12 protein-coding genes and 1 pseudogene are annotated in these 16,082 nt (G+C 68.0%); 7 read left to right on the plus strand and 6 right to left on the minus strand.

Annotated features, from left to right (window positions below; translation table 11 throughout):
- Positions 1 to 20: 20 nt before the first annotated feature.
- Both G6N67_RS13190 and G6N67_RS13195 read right to left on the minus strand, forming a co-directional pair.
- Positions 21 to 731 carry a fumarylacetoacetate hydrolase family protein gene (locus G6N67_RS13190; RefSeq protein WP_036430835.1) on the minus strand — a complete coding sequence of 237 codons (711 nt, stop codon included), beginning with the start codon at positions 729 to 731 and terminating at the stop codon, positions 21 to 23.
- Positions 732 to 756: 25 nt separating this feature from the next.
- Positions 757 to 2,586 (minus strand): acyl-CoA dehydrogenase, encoded by a 1,830-nt coding sequence (locus tag G6N67_RS13195; RefSeq protein WP_036430837.1) that lies wholly within the window; start codon positions 2,584 to 2,586, stop codon positions 757 to 759.
- A gap of 138 nt (positions 2,587 to 2,724) precedes the next feature.
- Here G6N67_RS13195 and hrpA point away from each other — a divergent pair, with 138 nt between their 5' ends.
- From hrpA to G6N67_RS13210, 4 genes and pseudogenes are all read left to right on the plus strand, one after another.
- Entirely contained in the window at positions 2,725 to 6,612 is a 3,888-nt protein-coding gene (gene hrpA / locus G6N67_RS13200; RefSeq protein WP_036430839.1) for an ATP-dependent RNA helicase HrpA, read from the plus strand.
- Positions 6,613 to 6,655: 43 nt separating this feature from the next.
- Positions 6,656 to 6,859: pseudogene (locus G6N67_RS39655) on the plus strand (GntR family transcriptional regulator); the annotation flags it as partial.
- A gap of 61 nt (positions 6,860 to 6,920) precedes the next feature.
- On the plus strand, positions 6,921 to 7,307 hold the full coding sequence (locus G6N67_RS39210; RefSeq protein WP_268951289.1) for a GntR family transcriptional regulator: 387 nt from the start codon (positions 6,921 to 6,923) through the stop codon (positions 7,305 to 7,307).
- 10 nt (positions 7,308 to 7,317) lie between these two features.
- Entirely contained in the window at positions 7,318 to 8,460 is a 1,143-nt protein-coding gene (locus tag G6N67_RS13210; protein ID WP_036430841.1) for an FAD-dependent oxidoreductase, read from the plus strand.
- An 11-nt stretch (positions 8,461 to 8,471) separates the two neighbouring features.
- Here the strand turns inward: G6N67_RS13210 and G6N67_RS13215 are convergent, their stop codons facing one another.
- Both G6N67_RS13215 and G6N67_RS13220 read right to left on the minus strand, forming a co-directional pair.
- On the minus strand, positions 8,472 to 9,683 hold the full coding sequence (locus tag G6N67_RS13215) for an esterase family protein (RefSeq protein ID WP_051578611.1): 1,212 nt from the start codon (positions 9,681 to 9,683) through the stop codon (positions 8,472 to 8,474).
- A 66-nt stretch (positions 9,684 to 9,749) separates the two neighbouring features.
- Positions 9,750 to 10,616, minus strand: a complete 867-nt coding sequence (locus tag G6N67_RS13220; protein ID WP_036435072.1) for a helix-turn-helix transcriptional regulator — start codon at positions 10,614 to 10,616, stop codon at positions 9,750 to 9,752.
- 74 nt (positions 10,617 to 10,690) lie between these two features.
- On the opposite strand from G6N67_RS13220, the gene G6N67_RS13225 reads away from it, so the two are divergent.
- The gene (locus G6N67_RS13225) at positions 10,691 to 11,356 is read left to right on the plus strand and encodes a class I SAM-dependent methyltransferase (protein WP_036435074.1); all 666 of its coding nucleotides are present in this window, start codon (positions 10,691 to 10,693) and stop codon (positions 11,354 to 11,356) included.
- Here the strand turns inward: G6N67_RS13225 and G6N67_RS13230 are convergent.
- Both G6N67_RS13230 and G6N67_RS13235 read right to left on the minus strand, forming a co-directional pair.
- Complete coding sequence (locus tag G6N67_RS13230) at positions 11,325 to 13,142, minus strand: CocE/NonD family hydrolase (RefSeq protein ID WP_036435076.1); 1,818 nt, start codon at positions 13,140 to 13,142, stop codon at positions 11,325 to 11,327. The two genes, G6N67_RS13225 and G6N67_RS13230, sit on opposite strands and share 32 nt — an antisense overlap.
- A gap of 55 nt (positions 13,143 to 13,197) precedes the next feature.
- The gene (locus G6N67_RS13235) at positions 13,198 to 14,268 is read right to left on the minus strand and encodes a LysR substrate-binding domain-containing protein (RefSeq protein ID WP_051578613.1); all 1,071 of its coding nucleotides are present in this window, start codon (positions 14,266 to 14,268) and stop codon (positions 13,198 to 13,200) included.
- 58 nt (positions 14,269 to 14,326) lie between these two features.
- Between G6N67_RS13235 and G6N67_RS13240 the strand changes: the two genes are divergently transcribed.
- Both G6N67_RS13240 and G6N67_RS13245 read left to right on the plus strand, forming a co-directional pair.
- Positions 14,327 to 15,232 carry an SDR family oxidoreductase gene (locus tag G6N67_RS13240; RefSeq protein WP_036435080.1) on the plus strand — a complete coding sequence of 302 codons (906 nt, stop codon included), beginning with the start codon at positions 14,327 to 14,329 and terminating at the stop codon, positions 15,230 to 15,232.
- Positions 15,233 to 15,311: 79 nt separating this feature from the next.
- A complete protein-coding gene (locus tag G6N67_RS13245; protein WP_036430843.1) occupies positions 15,312 to 16,076 on the plus strand; it encodes an SDR family oxidoreductase in 765 nt (254 codons plus the stop codon).
- Positions 16,077 to 16,082: the final 6 nt, after the last annotated feature.

Consider the following 16,082-nt stretch of genomic DNA (forward strand, 5'->3'; position numbering starts at 1 on the left):
TCACCCATCGCGGTAGCGGGTCAAGCGGGTCGCCGATCGGGCGGGCCGACCGTGAACGTGAACTCCGCGACACCGGTGACGCCGCCGGACACGACGTCACCGGGCTGCATGGGGCCGACGCCCGCGGGTGTGCCGCTGAAGATCAAGTCGCCGGGCGCGAGATCGACGGCGGTGGAAATCGCGCTGATGACTTCCGGCACCGACCAGATCAGCTCCGTGAGGTCGCCGCGCTGCTTGAGATCGCCGTTGACGCGCAGCCAGATCTCGCCGCTGTCCGGGTGGCCGACGTCGGCTACCGGGTGGATCGGCGTACACGGCGCCGACGCGTCGAAACCCTTGGACCAGTCCCACGGTCGGCTGAGCTTCTTGGCCTCGTCCTGCAGATCGCGCCGGGTCAGATCGACGCCGACGCCGTAACCCCACACCAGGTTCAGCGCATCGGCAGGCGCGACGTTGCGGCCGCCGGACCCCAGCGCCACCACGAGTTCGATCTCGTGGTGGAACGCCGACGTCAGCGACGGGTAAGGCACCGTGCCCGTCGCGTCGACGACTGCGTCGGCCGGCTTCATGAAGAAGAACGGCGGCTCGCGGTCGGGATCCTTGCCCATCTCGCGGGCATGGGCCGCGTAGTTGCGGCCGACGCAGAACACCCGCCGAACCGGAAAGCGTTCCGGCCCGGTGCTGACGGGAAGCGACGGCTGCGGTGGAGGAGGGATCACGTAGTCGGCCATGGATCCATCCTCGCGCAGGGCCGCGTCAGAACGCCTCGTTGTCCAGTTGCATGACGTCGCCGTCGACCGACTCGACGATCTCGCGAACCGCCGTCAGCAGCGGCAACATGTTGTGTGCGAAGAACTTCGCCACCGCGATCTTGCCTTCGTAGAACGGGCGGTCGCGGTCTGTTGCCGTGGCCAAGGCGGTCTGGGCGGCCTGTGCGCCGACCAGCAGCCGCCAGCCGATCAGCAGATCACCGACCGCCAGCAGGAACCGCACCGAACCGAGCCCGACCTTGTAGAGCTGCTCGGGCTGTTCCTGGGCGGCCATCAGGTATCCGGTGAGGGTGGCCGCCATCGACTGCACATCGGCCAGCGCCGTGGTCAGCCGCGCGATCTCGGGTTTGAATTCGTCGTCACCCGCTTCCAAGGTCGCGGAGATCTGGGCCGCGACGTGGGCCAGCGCACCACCCTGATCGCGGACGATCTTGCGGAAGAAGAAGTCCAGCGCCTGGATCGCGGTGGTGCCCTCGTACAACGAATCGATCTTGGCGTCGCGGATGTACTGCTCGATCGGATAGTCCTGCAGGTAGCCGGATCCGCCGAGGGTCTGCAGCGATTCGGTCAGGATCTCGTAGGCCTTCTCGGAACCGACACCCTTGACGATCGGCAGCAACAGGTCGTTGACGCGGTGCGCCAGCCCGGCGTCGGCGCCCGAGACATGTTGTGCCACCACGGAATCCTGATGCGCGGCGGTGTAGAGGTACACAGCCCGCAGGCCCTCGGCATACGCCTTCTGCGTGAGCAGGCTGCGTCGCACGTCCGGGTGTTCGATGATCGCGACGCGCGGTGCGGTCTTGTCGGCCATCTTGAGCATGTCCGAGCCCTGGATGCGCTCCTTGGCGTACGCGAGCGCGTTGAGGTAGCCGGTCGACAGCGTGCCCGCCGACTTGACGCCCACGGTCATGCGGGCGTTCTCGATCACCCGGAACATCTGCGCGATGCCGTTGTGCACGTCGCCGACGAGGTACCCGACGGCCGGCGTGCCGTGCGCGCCGAACGTGAGTTCGCATGTGGGGGACGATTTGATGCCCATCTTGTGCTCGACGCCGGTGACGAACACACCGTTGCGCTCGCCGAGTTCGAGCGTCTCCGGGTCGAAGTGGAACTTCGGGACGTAGAACAGGCTCAACCCCTTGGTGCCGGGTCCGGCACCCTCGGGACGCGCCAGCACGAGGTGGAAGACGTTCTCGGCGGTATCGCCCACGTCGCCACCGGAGATGAAGCGCTTCACGCCTTCGATGTGCCAGGTGCCGTCAGGCTGCGCGATGGCCTTGGTACGCCCGGCGCCGACGTCCGAACCCGCATCGGGCTCGGTCAGCACCATGGTTCCGGACCAGCCCTTGTCCATACTCATGCGCGCCCAGCGCTGTTGCTCTTCGGTGCCGACCTCGGCCAGGGTGTGCGCCATCGCCGGGCCGAGCCCGTAGAAGAACATCGCCGACGGGTTGGCGCACATGATCATTTCCTGGATGGCCCACACCAGCGACGCGGGAGCTGGTGTGCCACCGGCATTCTCGGCGATCCCGATGCGCCACCACTCGGCGTCCTTGACGGCCTGCACGGTCTTGGCGAGCGGACCGGGCACCGTGATCTCGTGCGTGGCCGGATCGAACTCGGGCGGGTTGCGGTCACCGTCGGCGAACGACTCGGCGACGACGCCCTCGGCAAACCGCGCGACCTCGTCGAGCATGGTCCGTGCGGTGTCGCTGTCGAGGTCACCGAACGTGCCCTCGTCCAGGATCGGTCCCAGCTGCAGAACCTCGAAAAGATTGAACTCGATATCGCGAACATTGGCGATGTAGTGACCCACGATCCGCAAGCGTCGCCGACGTCCGGCGGGATACGCAACCGTAGGTTCGGGCAACCTACGGCTACGGAACCGGAGGTTGCCAGTTCAGTGCGGGCTATGACCTGCATCACACCTGGTCGAGCACCTATCCTTGACCAAATGTCCGAACCGTCAGTCGCCGAGCTCCGCTCCCGCCTCGACGCACTGACCATCCGTGACGCCGACCGGCTGCGCCGCCGCCTGCGGAACCTGAGCGGTGGGGACACCACCAAGATCGCCGAACAGGTCGCCGCGGCAGAAGGACTCGTCCTCACCAGGCAGGCCGCCGTCCCGGCGATCACCTACCCCGACCTGCCCGTCAGTGAGCACCGCGATGAGCTGGCCAAGGCCATCAACGAGAACCAGGTGGTGGTGGTCGCGGGCGCGACGGGCTCGGGCAAGACCACTCAGCTGCCGAAGATCTGCCTGGACCTCGGCCGCGGCATCCGCGGGACCATCGGACACACGCAGCCCCGGCGGCTGGCGGCGCGCACCGTTGCGCAGCGCATCGCCGACGAGCTCGGCACCCCGCTCGGCGACACCGTCGGCTACACCGTGCGCTTCACCGATCAGGCGAGCGACCGCACGCTGATCAAGTTGATGACGGACGGCATTCTGCTCGCCGAGATCCAAAGGGACCGGCGGCTGCTGCGTTACGACACGCTGATCCTCGACGAGGCGCACGAGCGCAGCCTCAACATCGACTTCCTGCTCGGCTACCTGCGTGAGCTCCTTCCGCGCAGACCCGACCTCAAGGTCATCGTGACGTCGGCGACCATTGAGCCCGAACGCTTTTCGAGGCACTTCTCCGATGCGCCGATCGTCGAGGTGTCGGGCCGCACCTACCCCGTCGAGATCCGGTACCGGCCGCTCGAGGTGCCCGTTGCGGCAGACGACGCCGATGATCCCGACGATCCCGACCACGAGGTCGTGCGCACCGAGATGCGTGATCCGACCGAAGCGATCATCGACGCGGTCGCCGAGCTGGAAGCCGAACCGCCCGGCGACGTTCTGGTGTTCCTGTCCGGGGAACGGGAAATCCGGGACACCAGTGAAGCACTGCGGGCCGTGGTCGGCCAGAACACCGAGGTGCTACCGCTGTATGCACGGCTGCCGACCGCAGATCAGCAGAAGGTCTTCCAGCCCAGCCACGCGACGAGGCGAATCGTGTTGGCCACCAACGTCGCCGAAACCTCGCTGACGGTGCCGGGTATCCGCTACGTCGTCGACCCCGGCACCGCGCGGATCTCGCGCTACAGCCGTCGCACCAAGGTGCAGCGCCTGCCGATCGAACCGATCTCGCAGGCTTCGGCCGCGCAGCGGGCAGGCCGGTCGGGCCGCACCGCGCCCGGCGTGTGCATCCGGTTGTATTCGGAGGAGGATTTCGAATCCAGGCCCCGCTACACCGATCCGGAGATCCTGCGGACCAACCTCGCGGCGGTCATCCTGCAGATGGCCGCCTTGCAACTCGGGGATATCGCGGAGTTCCCGTTCCTGGATCCGCCCGACGCGCGCAGCGTCCGCGACGGCGTGCAGCTGCTGCAGGAACTCGGTGCTTTCGATGCCGCAGGGGCACTGACCGATGTCGGGCGCCGGCTGGCCCGGCTGCCGTTGGATCCGCGCATCGGCCGCATGATCCTGGCCGCCGACGCCGAGGGTTGCGTGCGTGAGGTGCTGATCATCGCCGCGGCGCTGTCCATCCCCGACCCGCGGGAACGGCCGGTCGACCGTGAGGAGGCAGCGCGGCAGAAGCATGCGCGGTTCGCGGATGAGCACTCGGATTTCGTCTCGTACCTCAACCTGTGGAGCTACCTGAGTGAGCAGCGAAAGGAGAGGTCGGGCAACGCGTTCCGCCGGATGTGCCGCGAGGAGTTCCTGCACTATCTGCGGATCCGGGAGTGGCAGGATCTGGTCGGGCAGTTGCGGAGCATCGCGCGGGACATCGGCATTACCGAGTCCGACGAGCCGGCCGACCCGGCGCGCATCCACGCCGCGCTGACCGCGGGCCTGCTGTCCCACGTCGGGCTGCGCGAGGGTGACGGCCGCGACTATGCCGGCGCCCGCAACAGCAAGTTCGTGCTGGCTCCCGGTTCGGTGCTGACCAAGAAGCCGCCGCGCTGGATCGTGGTCGCCGACCTGGTGGAGACCAGCAGGCTGTTCGGCCGGATCGCGGCGCGGATCGAGCCGGAAGCCATCGAACGGGTCGCGGGACACCTGGTCCAGCGCACCTACAGTGAGCCGCATTGGGATGCCAGGCGCGGTGCGGTGATGGCGTTCGAGCGCGTCACGCTCTACGGATTGCCGCTCGTGCCGCGGCGGCGGGTCGGCTACGCGCAGATCGACCCGCCGGTCGCCAGGGAGCTGTTCATCCGCCATGCCCTCGTCGAAGGCGACTGGCAGACCCGCCACCATTTCTTCCGGGACAACGCCCGCTTGCGGGCCGAGCTCGAGGAGATGGAAGAGCGGGCTCGCCGGCGCGATCTCCTGGTGGGTGACGACGACATCTACGCGCTCTACGACGCGCGGATCCCCGCCGACATCGTCTCGGCCCGGCACTTCGACGCGTGGTGGAAGAAGCAGCGGCACAAGACACCCGACCTGCTCACCTTCACCCGCGACGACCTGCTGCGGTCCGACGATTCGGCCGAGCATCCCGACACCTGGCAGGCCGACGACCTGAACCTGCCGCTGACCTACAGGTTCGAACCGGGGGCGGCCGACGACGGCGTGACCGTGCATGTGCCAGTCGGAGTGCTGGCGCGGTTGGGTGGCGATGGATTCGCCTGGCAGGTGCCTGCACTGCGGGAAGAACTGGTGACAGCGCTGATCAAGTCGTTGCCGAAAGACCTGCGGCGCAACTTCGTTCCCGCGCCGGACACCGCGAGGGCCATCCTCGGTGACCTGGATCCCACGGCCGGCTCGCTGCTCGACGAGGTCCAGCGCGAACTACGCAGGCGCAGCGGCATTCTGGTGCCGATCGACGCGTTCGACCTGGACAAGATCCCCAACCACCTCCGGATGACGTTCGCGGTGGAGGCGGCCGACGGTAGAGAAGTCGCACGCGGCAAGGACATCGACGCGCTGCGCGAGCAGCTGTCGGTACCGGTCGCGCAGGCCGTCGCCGCCGCGGTGGCGGGCGAGCTGGAGCGTACGGGGTTGCGGTCCTGGCCAGACGATCTCGACGAACTGCCCCGCACGGTCGAGAACGTCAGCGGTGGGCACACCGTGCGCGGCTATCCCGCGTTCGTCGACACCGGAAAAGCCGTGGACATCAAGGTGTTCGCGAATCCCGCCGAACAGGCCGCGGCGATGCGACCGGGCCTGCGGCGGCTGCTGCGGCTCACGGTGCCCTCGCCCGTCAAGGCCATCGAGCGAGGCCTGGGTACGCGAACCCGGTTGGCCCTCAACGCCAATCCCGACGGCACCCTTGCCGCGCTGCTCGACGACTGTGCCGACGCCGCGGCCGACCTGATGGTCCCGAAACCGGTGTGGACCAGGGCCGCGTTCGCTGATTTGGTGCAGCGGGCCGGAAAGGAACTAGGGCCCACCACACAGGCCGCGGTGAGCCGGGTCGAGAAGGTGCTGGCGGCTTCGCACGAAGTGCGGGTCGCGCTGCCAGACAAGCCGTCGCCCGCGCAGGCCGACGCGGTGGCCGACATCCGTTCGCAGCTGGATCGGTTGCTGCCCAAGGGGTTTGTCACGGCTACCGGAGTCGGCAGGCTCAACGACCTGACGCGCTACCTCACCGCGATCGCCCGCCGGTTGGACCGGCTGCCGCACGCCCTTGGCGCCGACCGGGATCGGATGTCGCGCATACACGCCGTCGAAGACGCCTATGACGAACTGGTGCAGGCGCTTTCGCCGGTGCGGGCCTCGGCCGACGACGTCCGTGACATCGCGTGGCAGATCGAGGAACTCCGGGTGAGCCTGTGGGCCCAGCAGCTGGGAACCCCTCGACCGGTCAGTGAGCAACGCATCTACAAGGCGATTGACGCCGTCGGGCGCTGATCACCATATGATATTGCGAACCGAGGAGAGGCCGATGGGCGAGATGACCGTGGGAAGGCAGTTTCAGTCCCTGCGTGATCTCGTCTGCAATGACCTGCGCACCCGCATCATCGAAGGCCTGCTGCTGCCGGGCGAGCGTCTGGTCGAGCGCGATCTCGCCGAAGAGCTCGAAGTGTCACGCATCGTGGTGCGGGAGGCCATTCAGCAGCTGGTGGCCGAGAAACTCGTGGTGGTGCTGCCGCGGCGCGGCGCGCAAGTGGCTTCGATGGACGAGCGGGACATCGCCGAGCTGTTCCAGGTGCGGTTGAATCGCTCGGTGCGCTGCGGAGAACCGCACCGATGCCGACCTCGCCAGGCTCAAGGACGTGTTCGATGCGGCCACGTCCGCTGCCCAGGCAGGCGACGTGAGCGAGGCGACGCGGCTCAACGTCGAGTTCCACTTCGCGATCGTCGACGCCTGCGGCAACGATCTGCTCGCTTCGATCATGCGCTCGCTCAAGGGGCCGGTGCGGCGCGTGTTCCGGATGACGCAGGACAGTGTGGCCGTGGACCCGGGAGCCGACCACGCGGCCTTGCTGAAGGCCATCACCGACCACGATGCCGAGACCGCGGGCCGGCTCGCGTACGACCACATCGAGGCGACCCGGCTGCCCACCTTGGAGCACGTCGCCAAGCTCGCGGCCGACGCGCAGTAGCCCGGCGATCGTGGACCGCAAGCGCGTGGTGATCGCCGGCCTCGGCGACACCGGCGTGCTCACCGCGATTCGGCTGGCCCGCCGGTTCGACGTCGTCGGTGTCTCGGTGAACCCCGGTCTGGTGAGCGGTCAGGAGGTCGGTGTGCGGCTGGCTCGGCCGGACGTGTGGGCCCGCGACTATTGGATCGGGTTCGACCGGTTCCACGGGCTCGACGATGTCCGCACGGTGCACGGGACGATCACGGGCGTAGACCTGCCGGGGCGGACCGTGAGCGTGCGACACGCCGCGGGCAACACCGTGCGCGAACCCTATGACGCGCTGGTCATTTCGACCGGTGTGGCCAACGGGTTCTGGCGCAGACCGGTCGTGCGGTCGGCCGACGAGATCGGCGCGAGCCTGCGTGAAGCGCACGACACGCTGGGCGCCGCGGGTTCGGTGGCCGTGATCGGTGGCGGTGCGGCCGCGGTGGCAAGCGCGGTCAACATCGCCGTGCGATGGCCGGATACCCATGTCGCGCTGTACTTTCCGGGTGGTCAACCGTTACCTCACCATCATCGGCGCGCCCGCGCCCGCATCGTGCAGCGCCTTGCCGAAGCCGGGGTGACGACGCATCCGGGACACCGCGCCGTGGTCGCCGACGGTTTCGAGTGCGACGCCATCACGAATGCGCCGGTGCACTGGAGCACAGGGCAGGAGCCTGTGCAGGCGGATGCCGTGCTGTGGGCGATCGGGCGCGTGCGTCCGAACACGGGCTGGTTGCCGCCCGAGGTGCTCGACGCGCGTGGCTTCGTCCGGGTGACACCGCAATTGCAGGTTCCGGGCTACCCCGGTGTGTTCGCGGTGGGTGACGTCGCCGCGACCGACCCGTTGCGATCCTCGGCGCGCAACCGGGCCGACGGCCTGCTGGCCCACAACATCGCCGCCCATTTCACCGGGCAGCGCATGCGGGCGTACCGGCCACCCGCGTACCGGTGGGGTTCGGTGCTGGGCGCACAACCCGACGGGCTGGAGGTGTTCGCGCCCAACGGGTTCGCGTTCCGGTTTCCCTCCTGGACCATCGACCGGGTACTGCAGCCCTGGATCGTCCGGCGCGGCATCTACCGCGGCGTGCGCGGCGGTGCGCACGCTCAGGGCGCCATGACCGAGGGCTGATCGACGGGCGCCTACCGCGGCAGCGTTACCGGAACCGTTTGCAGGCCAGGCGCCGCCGGTGCCACGGGCGCACCCGCAACACCGGGTACTCCGGCCACGACGGGTGCTCCGGCGACGCCGGGTACCGCTGGGGTCGCGGGCGCGACCGGCGCCGGCGCGACCTGGCCCGGCACGGCGCCCGGCGCCGGGGCCACCTGCGCAGGCACCGGCGCGGGTTGACCGACGCCGAGCACGCGCAGCATGTCGGGCTTCATCTCCTGCAGCTGTGCGCCCCAGTAGTTCCAGTTGTGCGTGCCGTTGGACGGGAAGTTGAACTTCGCGTTGCGGCCCCCGGCGGCCTGGTACTTCTGCTGGAAATCCTTGTTCGAGGTGACGGTGATGTTCTCCAGGAACTGCGCGCTGTACATCGTGCCGAAGTTGCCGTCCGAGCCGTCGAGGTCCGACGGGGCACCGTTACCGCAGTACACCCACACGGCTGTGTTGTTGGCCACCAGCCGGTTGATGTTGACGGTGGGATCGTTGCGCCGCCACGCCGGGTCGTTGCTGATGCCCCACATGTCGGCTGCGTTGTAGCCGCCCGCGTCTTTCATCGCGAAGCCGATGAGCGTGGGCCACAAGCCACTTGAGGGGTTGAGGAAGCCCGACAGCGCGCCGGCGAAGATGAACTGCGTGGGATGCCAGATCGCCAGGGTCAGCGCTGCACCGCCCGACATCGAGAGCCCCACGACGGCGTTGCCGGTCGGTGAGACGTTGCGGTTGGTGGCCAACCAGGCAGGCAGTTCCTGAGTCAGGAACGTCTCCCATTTGTACGTGGTCGTGCCCGCACTGCCCCGGGCGGGCTGGTACCAGTCGGAATAGAAGCTGGACTGACCGCCGACGGGCATCACGACCGCGATGCCGGAGTCGTGGAACCACTCGAACGCCGCGGTGTTGATGTCCCAGCCGTTGGCATCGTCCTGCGCGCGCAGCCCGTCGAGCAGGTACAGCGCCCGGGCGCCACCCGTGCTGGGAGTCGGCCCGCTGGCGCGCTGGAACTCGACCTTGATGTCACGGCCCATCGACGGGGACGGCACCTGCAGGTATTCGACCGGCAGGCCGTCGCGGGAATAGGCCGCCGCCTCCGGGGCCGGTCCGGTCACGCTCATCGAGGCCGTCAGCATCAGTGTGGCCGCCGCGGTCGCCGCCACGCGACGCCACATCCTGTTGAGGAACGTCCGCTTCACACCAGGCAAGCTAACAACGTGCGTACGCCGCGCCGAACCCGCGCGCCGAGCGTAACCCCTCTGTTATCAATGTGATTCGCTTCCGAAAGCTTGGCGCCACTGCCGGGGTGACAAGTCGTGCGCCCGGCGGAACTGCCTGGTGAAGTAGCCGGGGTCGAGTATCCCGACGTGCCGGGCGACGTCCGAGATCGGTAGATCGGTCTCGCTCAGCAGTTCCCGAGCCCGGGTCATGCGCCGCTCGGTGATCCACTCGCCGACCGTGCGGCCGGTGCGGCGCTTGACCAGCGTGGTGAGATGACCGGCCGTCATCCCGACGGTCTCGGCGACGTCACGCAGTGAGAGCGGCCCGGCCAACCGGCGTTCGATCACCGCGAAGACCTCGGCCAGCAGCGGTTCGCCACTGCGCCGCAGGTCACCGACCACATCGTCGGCGAGCCTCGCCAGGTCGATCAGCAGCAGCGTGAGGTACGCGAGCGCCGCCTGCCGATAGCCGTCTTCGCGGCCGGTCAGCTCGTCCTCGATGGATCGGATCATGCTGTCCCACACCGCTTGTCGCTCCGCAGGGATGGCGAGCCGCAGCAGCCCGCCCGGCCGGCCGTGGAGGAACGGGAACAGCAGCGGATGCGCCTGCCACGCCGGCCACGGCGAGCCGGCGTCGTGCCCCAGCGCCGCGGGATCGAAGAACACGCCGACGCCGTCGGTACCGGTGACCAGAGCCCTCGGGTCGATCACCGCGCCCGCGGCGACGACGTAGACGACGCCTTCGGTGTGCGCGTACCAGAGCACCGGGAAGTCGTGGATGTGCGGTCCGTGTTCGAGCAGGTCTTCGCGACGGCCACGGATCACCGAGACCGGAGGTGCCTCGCGGGCCGTCCAGTACCGGTACACCGGGACACCGTCACGGTGCCGCACGAGCCGGGCCGAGTCGGGCATGACACCGAAAATAATCCAGATATTGCCGATCTTCACCCAACTACTGCCATATCAGCAGTTGGACCATGGAAACCATGACCGAACATCGTCCACATCTATTGGCCAACAAACACGACTATCTGCCTGCCGCCGGACACGACGCGCTGCTTCCCGGCTACGACCTGCTGACCCGAGTGCTCGGTATGCGCCGGGTGTACGACACCCTGGTCAGGCAGGCTGGTTTGGCGGCAGGTCAGCGAATACTCGAAATCGGCTGCGGCACCGGGAACCTGACGACACGGGTGAAACGCGCGAACCCCGAGGGCGACGTGACCGCGACCGACCCGGACCCACGCGCGTTGGCGCGGGCACAGCGGAAAGCCAAGCGAATGGGCGGCATCCGGTTCGAGCGGGCCTATGCGCAGGAGCTGCCGTTCGCCGACCAGGCCTTCGACCGCGCACTGTCGTCGATGATGCTGCACCATCTTGACGACGCCACCAAGGCCGCTGCCGTCGGCGAACTGTTCCGTGTCCTCAAACCCGGCGGAGAGCTCCACATCGTCGACATCGGCGGCGACATGACCGGTGACCACGACGTGATGTCGCGGCTGATGAAGCGCAACCACCACGCCGCAGGGAACCTGGGCGACGCGATCCCACGCCTGCTGACATCCGCCGGATTCGATTGTGCGGTGGTCAGATCCGAACCGCACCGGATGATCGGCCGGCTCACCTACTATCGCGCGACGCGGCCGCGGTGAACGCTGTGGGGTCGGTCATCGGGATCAGCAGGCTCGACGCCGTCGTGCCGCCCTGGCGCACCTGATAGACCCCGCCGGCCAAGGCCTCCCGCGCGGGCTTGGTGGGCACCAGGTGAGGGAAGTCGTACGTGGTCAGGGTGAGCCGCAGGCGATGCCCCGGCTCGATGAGCGCTGCGGTGGGAAAGATCTCGATGTCGTAGCGCGTCAACTCGCCCGGTGTCACGGGCTCGACCGCGGCCCGCGTGCTGATGTGCTGGGGACGCAGCACGGTGCCGTCGGGCAGGTACCACGTCGACTCGGGATCCAGTGCCCGGTGCGAGCCCAGCAACGCGCCCTGCGTCAGCGGTCGGCTGACCCCGTCCGGCGAAACGTCGTCCAGATGCGCGACCCACAGCGTGTCGGTGGTGTCGGCCGTTGCGTACACCGTCAAGGTGACCGGGCCGGCCACCAATTGGGTGGTCTCGTACGACGGCGTCGTGTACGTCAGGGCTTCGCGCTGCAGCCGGCTGTTGTCGAGGTCGTAGCGGATGCGGCGACCCGTCTGCGACACCACGAAACTGCCCATGCCCAGACTCCACTGCTCTAGGCTGCGTCCCGAGATGGGGCCGCGGACGGCATAACGCAGCGTTGCCTCGGTGTGTGCGTCCGCGGGTTCGTCCTCCAGCCGTCCCCCGTCGGCGAGGTACAGCCGTCGCGGCGTGGCCTGGGGGAACGGGTACTCGCTGGTGTGGAACCACTGTGTGCTGCCGATGGGCTGGAACCGCAGCGGCGGCCCGGTCACCGCGGCATCGTCGGTGTCCTTGAGCCACCTGTCGAACCAGCGCAACTGGATTGCGTTGAGGTGCAGCCCGTCCAGGTCCGACACGTGGTACCACGGACCCATCATCAGCTGGATCCGGTCCGACACCGGCTGGCCCGGCTCCATGGGTGCATGCGGTGGACGGTGCGCGAACGCGTTCTGCAGGGTCGCGTAGTTGAGCGGCGCGCCGCGCTGGAACGCGTCGTGCCAGCCGCCGATCAGGAAGACCGCGACCCCGTTCTCGATGATCTTGGGCAGGACGTCACTGGCCCGCATGGTGTCCCAGAACGGCCCGTCGAACGCGGTGTCCCCGCCCTTGGCGGCGTCGGCCGTCATCGACTTGAAGTACTGCCGTTGGTCGCGTCCGCGTTGGCGCACGGTGGCGAGGCCGCCCGCGCGAGGGCGGTCGTGGGCGCCGCGCTTGGCGAATTCCAGCGCCGGGTTGACGACGTTGAGCAGCGAGTAGACGGCGCCGTACGCCCGCACGGTACGCATGTGCGGCACGCCGCCCATCGTGACCACATCGCGATAGAAGTCGTTGGCCGCCATGACCGGGAAGATCGCCTTGAGCGGCGAATCGGGGCCGACCGCGGCCGCGGTCAGCAGCTGATTGATCGCCAGGTACGAGATGCCGAACATGCCGACGCGGCCATTGGAGTTCGGTAGCTTCGCGGCCCAGTTGACCAGATCCACGCCGTCGGTGACCTGTTCGGTGCCCAACATCTCGAACGACCCGCCGGACACCCCGGTGCCGCGGACGTCGGCCATCACCTCGATGTAGCCGCGCCGGATCAGGTACCGCGTGGCGCCCCCGCCGATCTGGGCTGCAGGCGGCGGAGCCTTCTTGCCGTACGGAGTGATGGACAGCAATACCGGAAACGGCCCGTCGGCGGGCCGGCCGGTCTCGGGGTCGGTCGGGTAATGCACGTCGGCACGGAGAACCGTGCCATCGGACATGGGCACCGCGATGTTGTGGTGCACGCCCACGCCGTACCGGGCCGGTGGTGGCGTCCACTCCGGTTCCAGCGGTGAGGGACTGGTCTTACGAGTGCGTGCCGCGGCCCACCCGGCGATGGCCCTCTCGCGGATCGCCTGCAACCTGTTCGCCATTCGTCTCCCTTGACGTCGTGCCGACACGCTCAACGGTAGGACGTGCCGGGCCGGGTTTCCGCAGGGCCTCGTGACCTGGCGGAAGGCCGGTCTCGACCGCACGCACCGCCGCCCGGACCACGTCGCGAAGCCATTGGTGGCGCGCATCGTCGTCAAAGGCGGGATGCCAGACCATCCGGTAGGGCATGGTGGCGATCTCGGTAGGCGCGCGGACCACGCACAGCGTGTCGGGCGCCGAGAATGCGTTGACACTCTTGCTCGGAAGGGTCGCGACGAGCTCGGTGCCGGGTAGCAGTTCGGCCGCCACGGCGTGGTACGGCACGGTCACGGCAGCCTGTCGGGCGCTGCCGAGTTCGGCCAGCGGGAGATCGATGTCCGGCTGGATACCGTCGTGAACATCGACGACCACGTGGCGCGAGCGCTCGTAATCGGCCAGGGTGATGGCGCCCTGCCCGGCCAGCGGATGGTCGGCCGCGACCACGCAGACGAACCGTTCGACCAGGAGTTCCTCGGAGTGAAGGTCCGAAGTGCTGTAGCCGCCGTACAGGCCCAGATCGATGCGGGAGGCCCGGATCTGTTCGGCGACGCCGTCGTGACGCCAGCTGTGGAAGCGGACCGGGGCAGCTGCCGACTGGCGGACCAGCTCACGACAGATCGCAGGCCCGAACGTCTGCACGCCGTAGTCGGTGGCTGCCACATGGACGGGCTGAGCGGTTGTGTGTGGGTCGAAACGGCCAGGGGCAAAGACGGTTTCGAGCTGTGGGAGGAGCGAGCTCAGCTGTGCCCTGAGGGTTTCGGCGCGTGCGGTCAGCCGGTACCCCGTCGAATCGCGGATCAGCAGCGGATCGTCGAGCAGCCGCCGTAGCCGCTGCAGCGCGCGGCTCATGGCCGGCTGGCTCAGCCCGACGCGCTCGGCTGCGCGCGACACGTGCTGCTCCTCCAGGAGCGCCACGAGCGGCGGGACCAAGTTGAGATCGACCCGCCCGATATGCGTGGTACGCATAGCCATGATCATAACCATGCATGTGACTTATGCATGGAGCGGTGCCACGCTGGTCGTCATGAGCGCAGAGGTTGTCCTGATCACCGGTGCCTCCAGCGGTTTCGGCCGCTTGACCGCCGAAGCCTTGGCGAGGGCAGGCCACGTCGTGTACGCGTCGATGCGAGACGCCGGAGGCCGCAACGCAGCCACCGCGGCGGGTTTTGCGGAGCTGTCACAGCGCGAGAACATCGAGCTGCGGGCGCTTGATCTCGACGTGCAGTCCGAACAGTCGGTGAGCGACGCGGTGGCACGCGTGGTCGCGGACAACGGACGCCTCGACGTGGTGGTTCACAACGCCGGACACATGGTGTTCGGCCCGGCCGAGGCGTTCACGCCAGAACAGTACGCAAGCCTGTTCGACGTCAATGTCATTGGCACACAACGGGTCAACCGCGCAGCCCTGCCGCACCTGCGGCACCAGGGACGAGGGCTGCTGGTGTGGGTGTCCAGCAGCAGTTCGGCCGGGGGCACACCGCCGTATCTCGCGCCGTACTTCGCGGTGAAGGCGGCGATGGACTCGCTGGCGGTGTCCTACGCGCGTGAACTGAGCCGGTGGGGCATCGAAACCTCGATCATCGTTCCCGGCGCATTCACCGCGGGCACCAACCACTTCGCACACGCCGGCGCACCTGCCGACCAAGCGGTGGCCGCCGAGTACCAGAGCGGGCCGTACCGCGATTTCGGTGCTGAAGTGCAGACCGCCTTCAACGCGATCGTGCCGGCCGACGCCGACGTCTCGGACGTCGCGCGCGCCATCGTCCGGGTGGTCGACACCCCGTTCGGCCGGCGGCCGTTTCGCGTCCATATCGACCCGTCTGGTGACGGCGCCGACGTCGGGTTCGCGGTTCTCGACCGGTTGCGTGCCGAGATGTTGCACAGGGTCGGCCTGGCCGACCTGTTGAGCCCCACTACCGCCAGCAGGTAGTCGCATTTACCGCCAGCGGCAGCGACGCCGCGGGCCTGAGACGGCAAAAATTCTTCTCGACAGAGAGAAAGGCATCAGCATGAAGATCTCCGGCAACACCATCTTCATCCCGGGCTCCACGAGCGGCATCGGCCTCGAGCTCGCGCTTGCGTTGCAGGACAAGGGCAACACCGTGATCATCGGTGGCAGGCGCACTGAGTTGCTCGACGAAATCTCGGCGGCGCATCCGGGGCTCGACACCGTTCACGTCGACATCGCCGACGCAGGCAGCATCCGTGCCGCGGCAGCTCAGGTGCTCGACCGGCATCCCGATCTCAACGTCGTCATCGCGATGGCGGGCATCATGGCCGTCGAGAACTGGCACTCGCCCGAGTCGTTCCTCCATTCCGCGGAATCGGTGGTGATCACCAATGTGCTCGGGCCCATTCGGCTTATCGCCGAGTTCATCGAGCACCTGCAAGCACAGGAAGACGCGACGTTCGTCACCGTGTCCTCCGGACTGGGATTCGCGCCGCTCAAAGCCACCCCGAGCTACAACGCGTCGAAGGCAGCCGTTCACATGCTCACCGAGTCCGTGCGGTTGCAACTGGCGGATACCAGCGTCAAGTTCGTCGAGCTGATCCCGCCGTCGGTGGCAACGGATCTCATTCCGGGACAGCGGGAGAGCAGTTTCGCGATGCCGCTCGACGAGTTCGTGAGCGAGGTCGTCGAACTGCTGGAGAGCCGGCCCGATGCCAAGGAGATTCAGGTCGAGCGGGTCAAGTTCCTGCGCTACGGCGAGGCCCGCGGCGATTACGACCAGGTGGTCGCCACCCTCAATGCCGCTGATCCGCACGGGCATTGAGGGTGG

It is taken from the genome of Mycolicibacterium mageritense (assembly GCF_010727475.1).
Taxonomy (GTDB): domain Bacteria; phylum Actinomycetota; class Actinomycetes; order Mycobacteriales; family Mycobacteriaceae; genus Mycobacterium; species Mycobacterium mageritense.

Coding starts and splice junctions, on each gene's coding strand:
- G6N67_RS13235 (WP_051578613.1), bottom strand. CDS start 14,268: ATGCGTACCACGCATATCGGGCGGGTCGATCTCAACTTGGTCCCGCCG.
- G6N67_RS13245 (WP_036430843.1), top strand. CDS start 15,312: ATGAAGATCTCCGGCAACACCATCTTCATCCCGGGCTCCACGAGCGGC.
- G6N67_RS13225 (WP_036435074.1), top strand. CDS start 10,691: ATGACCGAACATCGTCCACATCTATTGGCCAACAAACACGACTATCTG.
- G6N67_RS13220 (WP_036435072.1), bottom strand. CDS start 10,616: ATGCCCGACTCGGCCCGGCTCGTGCGGCACCGTGACGGTGTCCCGGTG.
- hrpA (WP_036430839.1), top strand. CDS start 2,725: ATGTCCGAACCGTCAGTCGCCGAGCTCCGCTCCCGCCTCGACGCACTG.
- G6N67_RS13190 (WP_036430835.1), bottom strand. CDS start 731: ATGGCCGACTACGTGATCCCTCCTCCACCGCAGCCGTCGCTTCCCGTC.
- G6N67_RS13240 (WP_036435080.1), top strand. CDS start 14,327: ATGAGCGCAGAGGTTGTCCTGATCACCGGTGCCTCCAGCGGTTTCGGC.